At 46.8% G+C, this 16729-nt stretch carries 18 protein-coding genes and 2 other annotated features; of the genes, 3 read left to right on the forward strand and 15 right to left on the reverse strand.

Going from position 1 to position 16729, the window contains the following annotated elements:
* Positions 1 to 13 precede the first annotated feature (13 nt).
* Both speB and speE read right to left on the reverse strand, forming a co-directional pair.
* Complete coding sequence (gene speB / locus ACFVP7_RS20565; protein WP_003227545.1) at positions 14 to 886, reverse strand: agmatinase; 873 nt, start codon at positions 884 to 886, stop codon at positions 14 to 16.
* A gap of 60 nt (positions 887 to 946) precedes the next feature.
* The gene (gene speE / locus ACFVP7_RS20570; RefSeq protein ID WP_003227543.1) at positions 947 to 1777 is read right to left on the reverse strand and encodes a spermidine synthase; all 831 of its coding nucleotides are present in this window, start codon (positions 1775 to 1777) and stop codon (positions 947 to 949) included.
* Positions 1778 to 1978: 201 nt separating this feature from the next.
* On the opposite strand from speE, the gene ACFVP7_RS20575 reads away from it, so the two are divergent.
* Positions 1979 to 4054 (forward strand): transglycosylase domain-containing protein, encoded by a 2076-nt coding sequence (locus ACFVP7_RS20575; RefSeq protein ID WP_144500474.1) that lies wholly within the window; start codon positions 1979 to 1981, stop codon positions 4052 to 4054.
* Positions 4055 to 4081: 27 nt separating this feature from the next.
* Here the strand turns inward: ACFVP7_RS20575 and ACFVP7_RS20580 are convergent, their stop codons facing one another.
* The 3 genes from ACFVP7_RS20580 to ACFVP7_RS20590 form a co-directional block, all read right to left on the reverse strand.
* On the reverse strand, positions 4082 to 4519 hold the full coding sequence (locus ACFVP7_RS20580; RefSeq protein ID WP_031601096.1) for a hypothetical protein: 438 nt from the start codon (positions 4517 to 4519) through the stop codon (positions 4082 to 4084).
* Positions 4520 to 4654: 135 nt separating this feature from the next.
* Positions 4655 to 5173: a YwhD family protein gene (locus ACFVP7_RS20585; RefSeq protein ID WP_014478300.1), complete on the reverse strand. Its 519-nt coding sequence runs from the start codon at positions 5171 to 5173 to the stop codon at positions 4655 to 4657.
* Between the two features lie 13 nt (positions 5174 to 5186).
* Positions 5187 to 5846: a site-2 protease family protein gene (locus tag ACFVP7_RS20590; protein ID WP_003243167.1), complete on the reverse strand. Its 660-nt coding sequence runs from the start codon at positions 5844 to 5846 to the stop codon at positions 5187 to 5189.
* Positions 5847 to 5954: 108 nt separating this feature from the next.
* Here ACFVP7_RS20590 and ACFVP7_RS20595 point away from each other — a divergent pair, with 108 nt between their 5' ends.
* Complete coding sequence (locus tag ACFVP7_RS20595; protein ID WP_003222038.1) at positions 5955 to 6143, forward strand: 2-hydroxymuconate tautomerase; 189 nt, start codon at positions 5955 to 5957, stop codon at positions 6141 to 6143.
* Positions 6144 to 6185: 42 nt separating this feature from the next.
* On the opposite strand, the gene ACFVP7_RS20600 is transcribed toward ACFVP7_RS20595, so the two are convergent.
* The 8 genes from ACFVP7_RS20600 to ACFVP7_RS20635 form a co-directional block, all read right to left on the reverse strand.
* A complete protein-coding gene (locus tag ACFVP7_RS20600; RefSeq protein ID WP_003227535.1) occupies positions 6186 to 6605 on the reverse strand; it encodes a MarR family transcriptional regulator in 420 nt (139 codons plus the stop codon).
* A gap of 119 nt (positions 6606 to 6724) precedes the next feature.
* Positions 6725 to 8641 (reverse strand): threonine--tRNA ligase, encoded by a 1917-nt coding sequence (thrS, locus tag ACFVP7_RS20605; RefSeq protein ID WP_124059363.1) that lies wholly within the window; start codon positions 8639 to 8641, stop codon positions 6725 to 6727.
* A 53-nt stretch (positions 8642 to 8694) separates the two neighbouring features.
* Positions 8695 to 8916: a binding site (T-box leader), on the reverse strand.
* 31 nt (positions 8917 to 8947) lie between these two features.
* Positions 8948 to 9169 (reverse strand) — a binding site (T-box leader).
* Between the two features lie 87 nt (positions 9170 to 9256).
* The gene (locus ACFVP7_RS20610) at positions 9257 to 9400 is read right to left on the reverse strand and encodes a hypothetical protein (protein ID WP_019716087.1); all 144 of its coding nucleotides are present in this window, start codon (positions 9398 to 9400) and stop codon (positions 9257 to 9259) included.
* A gap of 79 nt (positions 9401 to 9479) precedes the next feature.
* A complete protein-coding gene (locus ACFVP7_RS20615) occupies positions 9480 to 10880 on the reverse strand; it encodes an MFS transporter (protein ID WP_396582809.1) in 1401 nt (466 codons plus the stop codon).
* Entirely contained in the window at positions 10880 to 11350 is a 471-nt protein-coding gene (locus ACFVP7_RS20620) for an Rrf2 family transcriptional regulator (protein ID WP_072175776.1), read from the reverse strand. Before ACFVP7_RS20620 ends, ACFVP7_RS20615 begins: the two co-directional genes overlap by 1 nt.
* Before the next feature lie 113 nt (positions 11351 to 11463).
* The gene (locus ACFVP7_RS20625; protein ID WP_003227524.1) at positions 11464 to 11964 is read right to left on the reverse strand and encodes a YwgA family protein; all 501 of its coding nucleotides are present in this window, start codon (positions 11962 to 11964) and stop codon (positions 11464 to 11466) included.
* Between the two features lie 35 nt (positions 11965 to 11999).
* Positions 12000 to 13301, reverse strand: a complete 1302-nt coding sequence (locus ACFVP7_RS20630; RefSeq protein ID WP_163117066.1) for an HD domain-containing protein — start codon at positions 13299 to 13301, stop codon at positions 12000 to 12002.
* A gap of 161 nt (positions 13302 to 13462) precedes the next feature.
* Positions 13463 to 13687, reverse strand: coding sequence for a DUF1450 domain-containing protein (locus tag ACFVP7_RS20635; protein ID WP_003222050.1), 225 nt, complete (start codon positions 13685 to 13687; stop codon positions 13463 to 13465).
* A 215-nt stretch (positions 13688 to 13902) separates the two neighbouring features.
* Here ACFVP7_RS20635 and rsfA point away from each other — a divergent pair, with 215 nt between their 5' ends.
* Complete coding sequence (gene rsfA / locus ACFVP7_RS20640) at positions 13903 to 14679, forward strand: prespore-specific transcription regulator RsfA (protein ID WP_003227516.1); 777 nt, start codon at positions 13903 to 13905, stop codon at positions 14677 to 14679.
* A 143-nt stretch (positions 14680 to 14822) separates the two neighbouring features.
* Here the strand turns inward: rsfA and ACFVP7_RS20645 are convergent, their stop codons facing one another.
* Entirely contained in the window at positions 14823 to 15713 is an 891-nt protein-coding gene (locus tag ACFVP7_RS20645) for a carboxylate/amino acid/amine transporter (RefSeq protein WP_015250976.1), read from the reverse strand.
* 167 nt (positions 15714 to 15880) lie between these two features.
* Positions 15881 to 16726 (reverse strand): octanoyl-[GcvH]:protein N-octanoyltransferase, encoded by an 846-nt coding sequence (ywfL, locus tag ACFVP7_RS20650; protein WP_003227511.1) that lies wholly within the window; start codon positions 16724 to 16726, stop codon positions 15881 to 15883.
* Between the last annotated feature and the right edge of the window lie 3 nt (positions 16727 to 16729).

Here is a 16729-nt window from a genome sequence, read left to right on the forward strand (position 1 = left end):
TCTGGATGTTTACTTATTTCACAAAACCAAGCAGCATTTCACGGATGATTTTGCTGGCTGTGTTTGCCGTTTGCTCTGAGTGGTCATACACCGGTGCGACTTCCACTAAATCAGCGCCCTTTACGTTTACCTCTGAACGCGCAATTTCATGGACGGATGCAAGCAGTTCTTTAGACGTGATGCCGCCGGCGTCAACCGTTCCTGTACCCGGTGCGTGTGCAGGGTCTAATACGTCAATGTCAATTGTGACATAAACCGGACGGCCCGCCAGCTTCGGAAGCACCTCTTTTAGCGGTTCAAGCACTTCAAATTTTGAGATGTGCATGCCGTTTTCCTTCGCCCATTCAAACTCTTCTTTCATGCCGGAACGGATTCCGAATGAATACACATTGTGCGGTCCGATCAATTCTGCCGCCTTACGGATCGGCGTGGAGTGAGAAAGCGGTTCTCCCTCATAATCAACACGAAGATCTGTATGTGCGTCAAAATGGATAATCGCAAGGTCTGGGTATTTCTTGTACATCGCTTTAATGACAGGCCATGACACGAGGTGCTCCCCGCCCATACCCATCGGGAACTTCCCTTTTTCTAAAATGCTGTCCACGTATTCCTCAATCATATCAAGGCTTCTCTGCGGATTTCCGAACGGCAGCGGAATGTCGCCGGCGTCAAAGAAGTTCAAGTCAGCCAGATCGCGGTCTAAATATGGGCTGTATTCCTCAAGGCCGATTGACACCTCACGGATTCTGCTTGGACCAAAGCGTGAGCCCGGGCGATAGCTGACTGTCCAGTCCATCGGCATGCCGTAAAGAATGGCGTCCGCTTCTTCCCACTCGGGACGGCTCGCGATAAATACTTTTCCTGAATAAGCTTCATCAAATCTCATCTATAATACCCTCGCTTTCCTGTAAAAAAGCGCAAGATTCGCTCCTGCGCCATACCTTCATTATTTAATCAGGTCACTCACAAATTTCGGCAGAACAAATGCCGCTTTATGAATATCTTTTGTGTAATATTTCGTCTCAATATCGAAGAAACGGCTGTCTTCCACTGCAAGCGGATCATATTTTTTCGAGCCAATTGTAAATGTCCACAAACCGCTTGGATATGTCGGAATGTTCGCCGTATACAGCTTCGTAATCGGGAAGATTTCCTTCACGTCGCGCTGTACATTTGTGATTAATTCCGGTGTAAACCATGGGTTGTCCGTCTGCGCAACGAAAATACCGTCTTCTTTCAGCGCTTTTGCGATTCCTGCGTAGAATCCTTTTGTAAACAGGTTTACAGCCGGTCCGACTGGTTCAGTTGAATCTACCATGATGACGTCGTATTGATTTTCAGATTTTGCAATGTGCATAAATCCGTCATCTACCTGCACGTCAACGCGCGGATCATCCAGTTTGCCTGCGATAGAAGGAAGGAACTTTTTAGAGTATTCGATAACCTTGCCGTCAATATCTACAAGTGTTGCCTTTTTCACGCTTGGGTGCTTCAGGATTTCTCTGATAACGCCGCCATCACCGCCGCCGACTACGAGAACGTGCTCCGGATTTGGGTGCGTAAATAATGGCACATGCGCCACCATTTCGTGATAAACGAATTCGTCTTTTTCAGATGTCATCACCATGCCGTCTAAAAACAGCATGTTGCCGAACTCTTCTGTTTCCACCATTTCTAAATGCTGAAACTCCGTTTGTTCTGTATGTAACGTTTTGTTAACCTTCATCGTAATGCCAAAGTTTTTCGTCTGCTTCTCTGTGTACCAAAGTTCGCTCAATTGTCATCTCCCTTTCGAGGCTGTATTCATTTATTGTAAGCGTCTTATCAGCTTTTATTCTCGGTTGAAATCTCATTTTCACCTAAGGAAAAAGTATAGAGGATGGCGGGGAAAAAGTAAAGATGCGTCCTGTTCTGCGATGTTTAAAAACGATCTTTTTTTCTCATAATAGTAGAAACATAAAAAAAGGGGGAACCCGTTGTGGATGCAATGACAAATAAACGGCTGAGACTGACGCTGAAAACCGTTCGCGCCTTTATCTTTTTAGGGGCTTTTGCGGCCTTGGCGGCAGCTGCCGTGTTTATGACTGTCATTTTGATAGCCAAATACCAGGGCGCTCCCTCGGTGCAAGTGCCGCAATCCACGATTTTGTATGCGAGTGACGGCTCAAAGCTCGGGGAAACGAACTACGGCGAAAAGCGCTATTGGGTCCCCTTAAAGGACATGAATCCGACGATCGTAAAAGCGACAGTGGCGATTGAAGACCAGAATTTCTACGATCATCACGGCTTTGATTATAAACGCATGGCCGGCGCGGCGCTTGCTGACCTGAAAGCATTTGCCAAGGTTCAGGGTGCAAGCACCATCACCCAGCAATATGCGAGAAACTTATACCTTGAACACGACAAAACGTGGAAACGGAAATGGAATGAGGCGTTCTACACGATCCGTCTGGAACAAAACTATTCTAAGGACGAGATATTAGAAGGCTATTTAAATACGATTTACTACGGACACGGCGCCTACGGCATTGAAGCAGCTTCCCGCCTGTATTTCGGCAAGCATGCCAAAAACCTGACGGATGCGGAGGCGGCGCTTTTGGCAGGAATCCCGAAAGGCCCTTCCGGCTATTCACCGTATGTCAATGAGACGAAGGCCAAGGAACGCCAGAAAACGATTGTGCGGATGATGGAAAAGCAGCAGATGATCAGCCAAAAGAAAGCGGATGAATTGATCAAGGAACCTCTTTCCTATCAGCCTTTGAATAAACAAGTTTCCAAGAGAAAGGCTCCTTACTTCTATGACAATGCGATGAGAGAGCTGGAAAAAAAGCTCGGCATGACACGGGAGCAAATTGAAACGAGCGGGTTAAACGTCTATACAACGGTAGATAAACGGATGCAGCGCATCGCCGAGGAGACCATTACCGAAACGGTTAACGGGGGATCTGACATTCAAGTCGGGTTTTCAGCCATTGATCCCCGCACCGGAAACGTTCTCGCCCTTGTCGGCGGCAGGGATTATCAAAAAAGCCCGTTTGACCGGACGACACAGGCGAAGCGCCAGCCTGCTTCGACGATCAAGCCGTTGCTGTACTATAAAGCGATTCAGAGCGGATTTACGCCAGTCACTTTGATGAAAAGCGAAGAAACCGAGTTTCAAATTGACGCAAAGGGAGAAACCTATTCTCCAAGCAACTATAACGGATACTACGCCAACAAGCCGATTACGCTTCTGCAGGCGCTGGCGCTTTCCGACAATATTTACGCTGTGAAAACGCATCTTTTTCTCGGCACGAACAAACTTGTAAAGACGGCAAAGGAATTCGGCATTACCGCCCATCTTCAAGCACTGCCGTCTCTGGCACTCGGCACCGAACCCGTACGCCCGATTGAGATGGTCAACGCCTATGCCATGCTCGCAAATGGCGGAAAGAAAATCGAACCGACTTTTATTTCAAGAGTAACGGATGCAGCCGGCCACGTGCTGTACGAAAACCCGAATCAGCATAAACAGGTGCTTGATGAAAAAGCCGCTTTTGTCACAGCGAGTATGATGACAGGCATGTTTGATACCGATTTAAATGGATATACGTCGGTTACGGGGCGAACGATAGCCAACCGCCTGACAAGAACGTATGCCGGAAAATCAGGAACCACCAGCGCAGACAGCTGGATGATCGGCTTCAATCCGAAGCTGGCCGCAGGTGTTTGGACCGGCTATGACAAAAACAGCACCATCGACTCGGTCGAAGAAAAAAGCTATGCTAAAACCATTTGGGCGGACTTCATGGAGGACGCGCTCAAAGGCGAACCAGAAACCGCGTTCAAGCCGCCAAAAGGCGTAACCGGTGTGTACATTGATCCGGAAACAGGCTACTCATCAGGTCCCGGCTGCGCCGCTAAGCATTACACATATTTTGTGAAAGGCACAGAACCAGCAAACGTGTGCTACGGGGCAGAACCCGCAAAACAAACAAAAGACCGGCTTCCATCCAAAGAAAAGCCCGCTTCCGAGAAAAAATGGTGGGACAAATGGCTGGGGCGACATCATTGAAAATAACCCGGCTCCTCGGAGGCCGGGTTATTCGTATGGTTGGTCAATGACCCATGGAAGAAGCGTAACACAATCGAGCTGAATAATTGGTTTTGGAAAACCCTTAGGAATGTAAATTTGGTGTTGCGGCACTGAAAATGAAATATGCCACGAGAAATCAATCTTTTTCGGATTCCATTCTTGTTTTCCTTCAACAATACGGCCTACTATAAAATAACTCGCTATATAAAAGTGCAGATGATCTTTTACCCCATGATAATTTATATCTGTGCATTTGGACGGAATGAGGCCGAAACTTTCTAATACTTGTGCTTTTTGGACTGGCAGTTCATTCACTGCCTCGTAATAGTTAAGACAGTTACCGCATTCACACATATCCTCTATATCTTTCTCATATTGCTTTCTCGTTTCTTCCACGTCGGCTTTTATCAACCAATCGCCGACTCGAATGGTTTCGTACATCATATCCCCCTAAAAATGAAAAACCCCGAGTCTTGTTTCGGCTCGGGATTTTCCATGTCCTATTTCTGTATCACCAGTTTACTCAATGTTTACGAAAAATATCTCAAATACTTTAAAAGTTCACAGAAAATTCACAAATTAATCATCTTCCGGAAGCAGGCTTGTTTTTAATTCATCTGATGAACGGTCCCATAGGCCCTGATCATGCTTTTTCAGAAATTCGCCTAGTACACGCTTCGAGCTGTCGTCCATTTTATCAACGATGATTTTCCGTTTCATGGATTTATCCATCAAATTCACATGCTCAGGCAGCGACTTGTAGCCTCTTCTGATGCTTCTGTCGACCGTCATTTCACAAGCTGTCACACCAGCGTAATAAGGCCCCTCTTCTTTTCTGTCAATCGTTACCCACACAAGCCAGTATGGTTTTCCGTTCGGAACTTCTTCTTTATTCGGGAGAAATTTAATTCCTTTTTCAACGGTGCTGCGGGCATGCATGGCGCCGATGTCTACGAACGCTTCTTTTTCTTCTACATCAACGAATACGGGAGAAATGTTATCAAGGCTGAGTGCCCCTACGCCAAAACCGCCGTGTCCGTCTGTCGGATCACTTTTGATAATATTAAACCCGATTGATTTTTTCTTTTTTTCTTCCATGAAGTTCTACCTCCTACAAAAGCGGTTGAAATATCGCTGAAAACAGCTTTAAAATCGAATCTCTTCCTGCATTGAGCATCGGCCACAGCACGTAAGATCCGAGCGGTGTCACAAACAGCACCAAAAACACGATAAAGCCGTAGCTCTCCGCCTGCGTCATTTTGGCACGCACGCCCGGCGGAACGAGATCTTCTATAATTCGATAGCCATCGAGCGGAGGAAGCGGCAGCAGATTAAATAAAAACAAGACAAGATTCAGCTGTATCCAAATAGAAAAAAACTGATCCAGCCCCGTGCTGAACGCCGCAAGCATTTCCATTCCGTACGCATGCATCAACACTAACAAAAAGAAACCAATAAACGCAAGAATCAGGTTACTGACGGGCCCGGCTATAGATACGAGCACACCAGCAAGCCGGGGTTTCTTAAAGAAGCGGCGATTCACGGGAATGGGACGAGCCCACCCGAATCCGGCCACCAGAATCAAAATGGTTCCGAACGGATCAAGGTGTTTAATGGGATTCAGCGTCAGTCTTCCTTGTTTTTTCGCCGTATCGTCACCGAATTTGTATGCGACATAAGCGTGGGCAAGCTCGTGCATCGTAAACGACACAATTAGCGTGATGACGAGGTATGGCATTAAAGATAACGGATAATATAAAAAACGGTCCAAGTGAGATATCCCTCTTTCTCAAAATGCAAGAATTTACTTTATTCAGTATACTATAAGAAGCCTCTTTTTCTAAAGAGAGGAAACGAGATAAAGGAGGATTCAGCACCCATGCCATACGTAACTGTCAAAATGCTCGAAGGCCGTACAGACGAGCAAAAACGCAATCTTGTCGAGAAAGTAACAGAAGCCGTAAAGGAAACAACCGGTGCTTCTGAAGAAAAAATTGTTGTCTTTATAGAAGAAATGAGAAAAGACCATTATGCCGTCGCAGGCAAACGCCTGAGCGATATGGAATAATCTCTATAAAGCCGGCGCTTCGCGCACCGGCTTTTATTATCCCTATTGAGCCAGCTTCGCAATAATCGCCAAGAACGTCTCTTTCTCTTCGGCTGTTAAACGTTCAAACATGCCGTCAATCAGCTGCTGGCGGTTTTCGATCATTTGTTCAGCCGCTCCCCGGCCCGATTCAGAAAGCGTAATCCATACAGTGCGGCGGTCATTGTTATTTCTGGATCTCTCAATAAACCCTTCCTGCTCTAAATGATTCAGAGCTGTGGTCGTGGCAGAGGGAGACAGTGTGACCTCCTTCAAAATATCCTTTATGGTGCAGCTCCCATGTCTGTATATGATCCGCAGAATAAACCCTCTTACATTATTCACGTGTTTCGGAACGGTGGCTTCATCTAATTGCTTCGTGCTTTTCAAATATTTTGTAAGTGCGTGATCCAGCAAATTTGCTTCCAGTTTGTCATGGTCCATGTAAATTTCCCCATTTCGAGATGCATTCATAACATACGAACGATATGATTTACTTATTATTTTACTGATTCCGAATAGGGAAAGTCAAAAAAGCAAAATGTGAATTCACAGCTTTTATCCTACATGCCTCGATTTTCCACCTGTTTGACAAGTTTATCTTTAAAAGTTTGGAAAGGAACGTGTTCACTCTGCTGATGTCCGAATTGGCGGACGTTTACCGCATTCTCCTGCTCCTCATGATCTCCAAGCACCAGCACGTACGGGATTTTCTGCACCTGCGATTCTCTGATTTTATAGCCGAGCTTCTCATTGCGCTCATCAATGCCGGCTCTTATCCCCGCCTGCTTCAGCTCCGCCTGCACCTTTCTGCAATAGTCTAAGTGAACGTGCGAAACCGGTATGATTTGAACCTGGACCGGTGCGAGCCAGACTGGGAAAGCCCCGCCGTAATGCTCGATCAAAATACCGAAGAAACGGTCGATCGAGCCGAAAACCGCTCTGTGGATGACAACGGGACGAACCTTTTCATTGTGTTCGTTGATATATGTTAAATCAAATTTTTCCGGCATTTGAAAATCAAGCTGAATTGTCGCACATTGGTGGCTCCGTTTCAGGGCATCTTTTATGTGGAAATCAATTTTCGGCCCGTAAAACGCCCCATCACCTTCATTGATCTCATAAGAGAGGCCAAGCTCCTCAAGGACGCGTGCTAAGGCACGTTCCGACGCTTCCCAAAGGCTGTCATCGCCTAATGAATCCTCCGGGCGAGTCGAAAGCTCAACTGAATACTCGAAACCAAATGTCCGATATACCTCATCAATCAGCCGAATCGCTTCTTTGATCTCACTCTCAATCTGATCCTCCCGAACGAAAATATGGGCGTCATCCTGACAGAACGTCCGAACGCGAAGCATTCCGTTTAAAGCGCCGCTGTATTCATGGCGGTGCACCTGTCCGAATTCCGCCATGCGAATCGGCAGATCCCGATAAGAATACAGGCTGTTTTTAAAGATGAGCATGTGGCCGGGGCAATTCATCGGCTTCATTGCGAATCTTGTATCATCCACTTCTGAAAAGTACATATTGTCGCGATAATGGTCCCAATGGCCTGACTGCTCCCATAACCGCTGATTCATCATAAACGGCGTACGCACCTCATCGTAGCCGGCATTTGTTTGCAGTTCACGCGAGAAGCGTTCCAGCTCATTGCGGACAATCTGCCCTTTCGGCAAATAAAACGGCATCCCCGGCGCTTCTTCAGAAAACATAAACAGCCCTAACTGTTTGCCGAGCTTGCGATGGTCTCGTTTTGCCGCTTCTTCCAGCATATGCAGGTGCGCATCCAAATCTTTTTTCTTTTGAAACGCAACCCCGTACACCCGCTGCAGGACTTCATTTTTGCTGTCTCCGCGCCAATAAGCGCCTGATACTCTTGTCAGTTTGAACGCCTTGATCATCCCTGTAGAAGGAAGATGCGGCCCGCGGCACAGGTCAACGAATTCCCCTTGCTGGTACAGCGTGATATCCTCCCCGCGCGGAATATCCTTTAAAATCTCAAGCTTAAGCCGCTCGCCTTTTTGTGCAAACAGCTCTTCAGCCTCTTCGTAAGAAACCTCCATACGTTTGATTTCAAGGTTCTCATTTATTATGTGTTCCATTTCTTTTTCGATGGCCTCTAAGTCTCCTGATGCCAAGCTTTTCCCCAGCTTCATGTCATAGTAGAAGCCGTCTAGAATCACTGGCCCTACCCCCAATGACACTTCGCCGTACAGCCGTTTTACTGCTTGGGCCAGCACATGCGCTGATGTGTGGCGAAGCACCTGCAAGCCTTCTTGTGAATCGAGTGTAACAATCGAAAGCTCAGCATCCTCCTCCAGCTTGAAACTGAGATCAACAAGCTTGCCATTGACCTGACCTGCAGCCGCCTTCTTTTGCAGACTGGAACTGATAGAACCAGCCGCTTCTTTGATTGTGATGCCTTTCGGATATTCCTGGATCTGTCCGTCCGGAAGCTGAATGTGTACATGTTTACTCATTTTAGAACACTCCTTATTCATTGTTGTATATAAAAAAACACACCCGTCCCGCAGATAGGGACGAGTGTGTGATTAACCCGTGGTTCCACCCAAGTTCCCGACAAATACGATATTGTCGGCTCGGTGCTGTAACGCAGCATAGACGGCATTGGTTACTTCAGTTCCCCAATGCTGCTCCAAGGCGGTAAATGATATTCCTAAGCTGGGAAGCTCTCACCTTTCCTTCCCTCTCTGAAAACCGTAACTATCATTCATGTCCTTATCATCGCATGTATTCAATTCATAAAAAAACACACCCGTCCCGCAGATAGGGACGAGTGTGTGATTAACCCGTGGTTCCACCCAAGTTCCCGACAAACGCGATGTTGTCGGCTCGGTGCTGTAACGCAGCATAGACGGCATTGGATACTTCAGTTCCCCAATGCTGCTCCAAGGCGGTAAATGATACTCCTAAGCTGGGAAGCTCTCACCTTTCCTTCCCTCTCTGAAAACCGTAACTATCATTCGTGTCCTTTTCAACGCATTTATGTAGTTCATATAAAAAAACACACCCATCCCTCTAAAAGGGACGAATGTGTTGATCATCCGTGGTTCCACCCAAATTCCCGACAAGCGCTATGTTGCCGGCTCGGTGCTGTAACGCAGCATGACGGTATCGGATACTTGATTTCCCCGATACGGCTCAAAGGCGGTAAGCTGCTTTCCCTGCGTTAGGAAGATCTCAGCTGTCCTTCCCTCTCTGGAAACCGTAAAAAGCATCTCGTGTCCTTATCAGTGCCTGTTGTTTCAATAATTTTTTATATCTTACTATATATTCCCACAAAGCGCAATCAGTGATTTACATTTTTTCTGACGCGGCAGTCCCGTTATGGGCAGCCAGAAACAGCCATACAAGCAATGCAGCGAGGCTGTATGCCGCTCCCATCATCAAAAACGTAAACCCGGCACCGGCATACCAAGTGGCGGACAGATGAATAATCACCCCGGTTATCGCTACGCCGACCAAGGCTCCGATTTGCCGGTTTGCATTTAACGCCGCACCGGCGATATTCGCATGCCTTTGCCCGGCAGCCTGCATGATCACAGTTGTCATGGCAGGAACTGTAATACCGGTACAGAGGTTCATAACAGACATCAACACCGCCAGCTGCCAATAAGGAAAATCCGGAGAAATCAGCACAAACAACAGCAATGCAATGATACAGCTGACCGCCATTGATACAAACATAAGCTGCCCGGCTTCAAACCGATTCGCCAGACGGGCAAACAGCAGATTGCCGATCACGAAGACGGCCATCATCGGCAGCAGCTCCACTCCAGCCATAAAGGAACTTGCCCCTCCTGCTTCCTGCAAAAAAAGGCTGAGCATAAACATGCCGCCAAAAAGGGCGAAATTCAGCAAAAACCCGATAAATTGGGCAGCTGAGAAGCGGCCGTTTTTGTATAAGGACGCCGGCAGGATGGGTGCTTTTGCAGAAATTTCCCGCAGCAAAAATAGCACAAATGCCAAAATCGCTGCAGTAAATGCTACAAGAATCACTGGCGAGCGCCAGCCCGCTGAAGGCCCCTGTATCAAAGCATAGGAAAGAAACCCGAGAGCCATCATGCCAAGCAGATGCCCGATGATGTTCACGCGGCTGCTTTTTTCCGGAACGCGGCTGAGGATTCGGTAAGCTGAAATGAGCGCAGCAGCCCCTATTGGCACATTGATCAGAAAAATACTCTGCCAGCCCGCCAACTGTACCAGCACTCCCCCGATAAAGGGCCCGAGGCCTGAAGCGGCGGAAACAAGCGCGGCCCACAGTCCAAACATTCTCGCCCGCACCCGCTCATCAGGGTAAGAGGCAGCCAAAAGGCTGAGTGAGCTTGGCATAAACAAAGCTGCTCCAATTCCCTGTATGAGACGTCCGGCAATCAGCATCTGCCCATTTATAGATGCAGCGCATAAACAGGAGGCCAGAACAAAAACGGCTAGACCCAAGATATAGATCGTCTTCGAGCCGAAACGGTCAGCCAAGGCTCCGCCCGCCAGCAGAAGCGACGCAAAAGTAAGAATGTACCCGTCCACAACCCACGTTACACCTGAAAGTGACATTGAAAGAGTGTTTTTCATATCAGCCATCGCCACATTTACAACGGTTACATCAAGAGTAGCCATGAGAAAACCAAGAGCGAGCACGATCAGCACGGATATGCCTGTTGATGATGTTGATTCTTGTATAGACCCGCTATTTTTCATTACAATTGCCCTTTCACTTGCTTGATTACCCAATCATCTATTTTTTCAAGATCATACAATTCCCCGACTCTGTCCATGACATGCTGCAAGGATTCTTCTTTCATGAGATTGGACCATTTATCCTCGATTTCCCCCATGACTGTCTCCAGCACACAGTGACTTTCACCCTCAAATACAGATTGCAGCAGGCCTTTCCCCTGATACATCGAACCTCTGCCTTCGACCGCTTGATAAACATCATAAAGCGTAATGTCCGCCAAAGGCTTCGTCAGGGTAAAACCGCCCTTCGTCCCTGGTAAGGATTCTGCCAAACCGGCTTGAACTAATGTTCTCATCAGCTTCTTCAAGTAAGACGGAGACACGCGCAATCGCTGGCTTATAGCCTCTGACGTCAAAGAAGCCTGTACAGGCAGCCGTGACAGTAACAGCAGCACAGAAACCGCCTGCTCCATCCCTGATTTCATTTTCATTCTAATCACTCCTGATTCATTATGGATAACTATTATCCATAATGAATCTCTTAGCAGCTTTTGTCAATAAAAAAAAAGCAAAAGAAACGGATCATTTCTTTTGCTTGGTATGGTTAACAAATCTGCTTCAGTTCCTCTATGTATTGAAGCGCTTCGTCATATTCTTCATTTGTATATTTTTGCTTGCTTTTGATGGTAAAGACTTTTTCTTTCTTTTCCTCATCCTCAAGCCCGTCAAAGTAAAGGATCGTGGAAACCAGCTCTAAAAACCGTGATGAACGGCTGTTTACACTGTCGATATAGCCTTTCATATCCGGCATGTCCAGATCAGCATGGTCTAAAAATGCGGAGCCTGTCTCAGTCAGCGAATACCGGTATTGAAAGTAGCCGCCCTTTTTTTCCTTCACCTCATGCAGAAATCCAAGGTTGCACAGCTCTTCAATCTGGAGCGTCAGTTCCTCTGAATATGGTCCGTAAAAGTGAAAATCATATTTCTCATAGAAAGGAAACTGCATTTTCTTGGCGATATAAATCATTTTCTGCAGCTTCTTTCGCCCGATGATTTCTCCAGAATCCGAGAACACCTTCATCAGTTTTGCATGTTCTTTCAACAAATTCCCGACATCTCCTTTTTCCTTCTTTCCAATTTCTATGTCAGTCCCAGCAGCTGCCGGATTTTCATTTTCGCTTCCGGATGTTTAGAGCCGTCATAAATCAAGTCCTTTGGATAGTACAGCTTGTGGTCCGTCCGCCGTTTACCTGAGATGGATTCCACAATAGCCGACTGCCTGGACAGCTCTTTAATTTGGCCGTTTTGCGTCAAGAGATGGATCGGCAGACGCTCCTCTTCCTCTCCCGGTCGGTAAAAATCGTATGGCAGATCTGATGAAGAATCAACGACCAAATAATAGCTCGGATCGATCCCCGCCTCTTTGAACAATGAAGTCAGCTCAAAATAAGCCGACATTTCTTCATTCGGATTGAATTCAACGTATTGGAAAAGCTGGCGGTTAATGAATCTGCGGCACAAGTCGGATAAAATCGCGTCTTCTTCATCCTCCCAGGCCTGGAAGTAATACAAAATAATAGATTCATCCAGCTTTACATAATCCTCCAGTGTCAATTTCCCTTCAAAAATAGAATAGAAATGAACCGGAGCGTGAGTAAAGACATAGCCTTCATCGTGCAGCTGCTTCGCCCTGTGAAGAATCTTCGTTAAAATGACCTCTGCACTTCTGGTCACAGGATGGAAGTAGACCTGCCAGTACATTTGGTAACGGCTCATGATATAGTCTTCGACAGCGTGCATTCCGCTTTCTTTAATGACGATCTGATCCTCGCGCGGCCGCATCACCCGAAGAATCCGCTCCATATCAAAATGGCCGTAGCTGACGCCCGTATAATATGCGTCGCGCTGGAGGTAATCCATGCGGTCTGCGTCAATCTGACTCGAAATCAGGCTGACCACTTGCTTGTTTTTATATGTTTTGGCAATGACTTCAGCAACATCCTGAGGGAAACCCGGGCTCACCTTTCTGAGCACCTGATTAACCTCCGTGTCTCCCAAAATGATACCTCTTGTAAAATCCTCGTGGTCAAGGTGAAAGACCTTTTCAAATGAATGCGAGAACGGCCCGTGCCCGAGGTCATGAAGCAGCGCCGCGGCCAAACAGAGTTCGCGCTCACTGTCATCCCATTCAGGGCGGCCTTTAAAGACGTCATCAACCATTCTTCTGACAATTTCATAGACACCGAGAGAATGGTTGAACCGGCTGTGCTCAGCCCCATGGAACGTCAAATAGGTCGTTCCGAGCTGCTTAATTCTGCGGAGACGCTGAAATTCACGGGTTCCGATTAAATCCCATATCAGCTTGTCCCGAACATGAACATAGCGGTGCACCGGATCTTTAAACACTTTTTCTTCTGATAATTTTCCATTTGGATACGCCATCGTCATTCCCTCTTTTTTTTAGCCGTGTTTCTATTATATCGACTCTATTCTTTGAAAACATCCTTGAATTTGCCCGGCGATTTGTTCCATCTTCATGAAAAACACATCTTGTGAAGCAAAAAAGCCTGACCTGAGGGCCGAGGCTAAGAAAAAATATGTTTTTACTTTTTTATTTTCTTTTTTACTTTGTCAATCAGCTCATCCTCTGTCGGAGCTGACAGCGGGCGATTGTTCACAAAAGCAAATGATTTTTTCCGTCCGGGCCCGCAATAAGATTGGCATCCTACCTCAACCTTTGCGTCCGGGTCCACTTCTTTCAAACGCGGCAGCAATGTTTTGATATTAGTGGCTTGGCAATCATCACACACTCGAAATTCATTAGCCATGACGTACGCTTCCCTTCATTTCTATGTTCATCTATGTGAATAACCTAAAATCACGTTTCAAAAAAAAATCACATCACTCTTCATTTTACAAGGATTCGACTGTTCCTGCAAGCCGCTCCATCCTTCGTATCTCCTATTCTTTCAGCCAATTTGTATAAATATTTTCCAACCTGGACATTCTAATACCATGAAAAGAAAAATGGGAGTTGAGATAAATGACAAAACAGCGACAAGACGCTTGGTCAGAGGAAAACGATCTGCTTTTAGCCGAAACAGTGCTTCGGCATGTGAGGGAGGGCAGCACTCAGCTGAACGCCTTTGAAGAAGTCGGCGATAAATTAAACCGGACATCCGCAGCCTGCGGATTCAGATGGAACGCAGTGGTCCGCCATCAATATGAAAAAGCGCTTCAGCTTGCGAAGAAACAACGAAAACAGCGGATGAGAGCGCTCGGAAACGGGCAGCCCGCGAAAAAAAGATTATTATATCAGCCTCCTGCCGTTGATCCTGAAATCATTCAAGAAACCGCTGCAGAAGAGCCGGTTAAAACGGAAACACCTTCTGTCGAAAATGAGCAACCTTTAATGTCTGGCGAACATATGCCTTTTGTTGATGAAAGCTTTAAGGAAGAGTTAGCTAGTCTATCACACTTATTGTCTCCTCAAACGCCTGCAGCTGCGCCTGAGATGACGATGAATGATGTGATCCGCTTCCTGCAGAATTACGAAGGCAATAACGAGCAATCATCAGCATTAAAAATGGAAAACGAGCGTTTAAAGAAAGAAAATCAGGAATTGCAAAACAAAACAGAGCAGCTAGAGGCAGAAGTTCAAAAGCTTGAAAAAGACCAAAAAACGATCCAAGAAGATTATGAAACCTTGGTGAAAATTATGAACAGAGCCAGAAAGCTAGTTTTATTTGAAGAAGATGAACATGCCTCTCCGTCCTTCAAAATGGACCGGAACGGCAATTTAGAAAAATTAGCGGAATGACATAGAAAAATCCCAAGACGGGCAGCTGTTTTGGGATTTTCGCCATGTGCAAAATCCCCTTTTCTATTGTTAAAAGAGAATTTCCTCATTTTGCAGCCGGATCAGCTATTCTTGTAAAATGAGGCCAAGCTTATGTGAATCTATTAAGACATGTGAGCTGCCTCGGCCGTTTTTTGTTTCCGAGGCGCAGCAGAAATGACCAAAAGCCCCAGCATCATAAGCGCAATGCCCAGCCACGAGGAAGGCGAAAGCATTTCCCCTATGAAAAACACGCCAAGCAATGAAGCCGTCAGCGGTTCAGCTAAAGACAGCGTGACCGCCGCCGAGGCCGGAACCCCGGTAAGCCCTTTCGCAAACAAAAAGTATGCGGCACATGTTGCAATTAACCCGATGTAAAGGCTTGTTCCCAGTCCTCTAGGGGTCCATATCCACGAGATATCTGACTGCCATAATAGCGGCGTCAGCAAGATGGCGCTGATCATGAATACAACGGCGGAGGTCGCTCGCGGAGGCTGGGTTTTCATCATCGCTTTACTGATGAGCGTATAGCCTGCAAAAGAAGCACCCGCTCCAAGCGCCATAAGAACACCAGCCACATCAATCCGAACATTGGAACTGTCGGAAAACAGAAGCCAGCAACCCGCTAAAGCCAGCACAGTCGCAATCCACCAAGAGTTTCGCGGGCGTTTCTTCAATACGGCCCATTCGAGGGTCCCGGCAATGATAGGCGCACTGCCGATGGCAATCACAGTTCCCACTGCAATTCCCGTTTCTTTAACCGCTGTGAAAAACAGCGGCTGGTAACACGCCATACAAACAGCGGCTAAAAATACGAGCGGCCATGACCAATTTTTCACGTGAAGCTCCCGGCTGACCCAAACCGCAAGCAGCATGGCGCTTCCTCCTATTAATAACCTGAACGCTCCAAATGCCAGCGGTGTGGCGCTTTCTGGAGCCAATGCCTGAACGGTTCCCGTGGTCCCCCAGAAAAAAGCCGCAATCAATACAAAAAGGCTGTAAATATTCCCTTTCATCTGCCTCTCTCCTTTAATATGGATGCTGATGTCATTTTATCGTTTTTCTTTTTGTCGTGGTTATCTGTATGTAAGAAGGATTTATCTGAAAATAAGATTATTGGGGTAAAATGCCGCTTGTGATAAAAAATGCATGCCGGCATATACAGCCGGCATGCGAAGAACGTTCACCCAAATACCTTTGCATTCCGCTCAGCCATCCGGACGAGGTTTTTCTCAAATTCCATTTCCTCATCAATGGACAGTCCAGCTGAATAAAGATGGGTGCTTAACGCTTTTAATTCCGTCAATAAAGCGAACATTAAGTCTTGTACGGAGATGTCTTTTTGCAGAAGCTCACTTAAGGACGCCATCGTTTCCGGACGTATTTCCGGATAGACGCCTTTTTTATCGTTTTGTTTGTCTTTCAGCGCCGCTTGATAGAATCGTCTGATCAAGTCGGCCCTTTCACTGCCGCTTTTATCTGCACAGAGATAAATTTGAACAGCGACTCCGCCGCGAACGCGTCTCTGAGAGATGCCGGCGAACTTTTTGCCATTTATACTGAGGTCATAGCTGCCGGGACAATAAGACCCTTCAATTTCATAGGCTTCGATCTTTGCGTTGTACGGTCTCAGCATTCGTCTCATCAGCTCGACCATCGCTTCATATCCTTTGTCTATATCGATGCCTTTCTTTTCGTCCTCGAATATGAGAGAGATATTTAAAACACCGTCATCCAATACGACGGCAAGACCGCCGGAATTGCGTACGATCACACGGTATCCTTCGCTCTCCAGCAAGGAGATACCATCCTGCAAAAACGGGAGGCGTGTATCCTGTATTCCAAGGACAATTGTATCGTGGTGCACCCATGAGCGCGCTGTCGCCGGCGACACGCCTTTTCCGACGGACATGCATAGCGTATCATCCATTGCGAAGGATTGCTTCGCATCAAATAAAGGGCCGAGACTGGATTGGTCAATGACTCTCCATTTCGGCTGCATCAGTAAATCAATCGGTTGGTTTGCCATCTA

The sequence above is a fragment of the Bacillus sp. SG20033 genome (assembly GCF_044570195.1).
Classification (GTDB): domain Bacteria; phylum Bacillota; class Bacilli; order Bacillales; family Bacillaceae; genus Bacillus; species Bacillus subtilis.

Coding starts and splice junctions, on each gene's coding strand:
- ACFVP7_RS20645 (WP_015250976.1), bottom strand. CDS start 15,713: ATGAAAGGGAATATTTACAGCCTTTTTGTATTGATTGCGGCTTTTTTC.
- ACFVP7_RS20580 (WP_031601096.1), bottom strand. CDS start 4,519: ATGATGTACGAAACCATTCGAGTCGGCGATTGGTTGATAAAAGCCGAC.
- ywfL (WP_003227511.1), bottom strand. CDS start 16,726: ATGGCAAACCAACCGATTGATTTACTGATGCAGCCGAAATGGAGAGTC.
- speB (WP_003227545.1), bottom strand. CDS start 886: ATGAGATTTGATGAAGCTTATTCAGGAAAAGTATTTATCGCGAGCCGT.
- ACFVP7_RS20615 (WP_396582809.1), bottom strand. CDS start 10,880: ATGAAAAATAGCGGGTCTATACAAGAATCAACATCATCAACAGGCATA.
- ACFVP7_RS20635 (WP_003222050.1), bottom strand. CDS start 13,687: ATGGCTAATGAATTTCGAGTGTGTGATGATTGCCAAGCCACTAATATC.
- ACFVP7_RS20620 (WP_072175776.1), bottom strand. CDS start 11,350: ATGAAAATGAAATCAGGGATGGAGCAGGCGGTTTCTGTGCTGCTGTTA.
- ACFVP7_RS20600 (WP_003227535.1), bottom strand. CDS start 6,605: ATGGACCATGACAAACTGGAAGCAAATTTGCTGGATCACGCACTTACA.
- thrS (WP_124059363.1), bottom strand. CDS start 8,641: ATGAGTAAACATGTACACATTCAGCTTCCGGACGGACAGATCCAGGAA.
- ACFVP7_RS20610 (WP_019716087.1), bottom strand. CDS start 9,400: ATGCTTTTTACGGTTTCCAGAGAGGGAAGGACAGCTGAGATCTTCCTA.
- ACFVP7_RS20585 (WP_014478300.1), bottom strand. CDS start 5,173: ATGGAAGAAAAAAAGAAAAAATCAATCGGGTTTAATATTATCAAAAGT.
- ACFVP7_RS20595 (WP_003222038.1), top strand. CDS start 5,955: ATGCCATACGTAACTGTCAAAATGCTCGAAGGCCGTACAGACGAGCAA.
- rsfA (WP_003227516.1), top strand. CDS start 13,903: ATGACAAAACAGCGACAAGACGCTTGGTCAGAGGAAAACGATCTGCTT.
- ACFVP7_RS20630 (WP_163117066.1), bottom strand. CDS start 13,301: ATGGCGTATCCAAATGGAAAATTATCAGAAGAAAAAGTGTTTAAAGAT.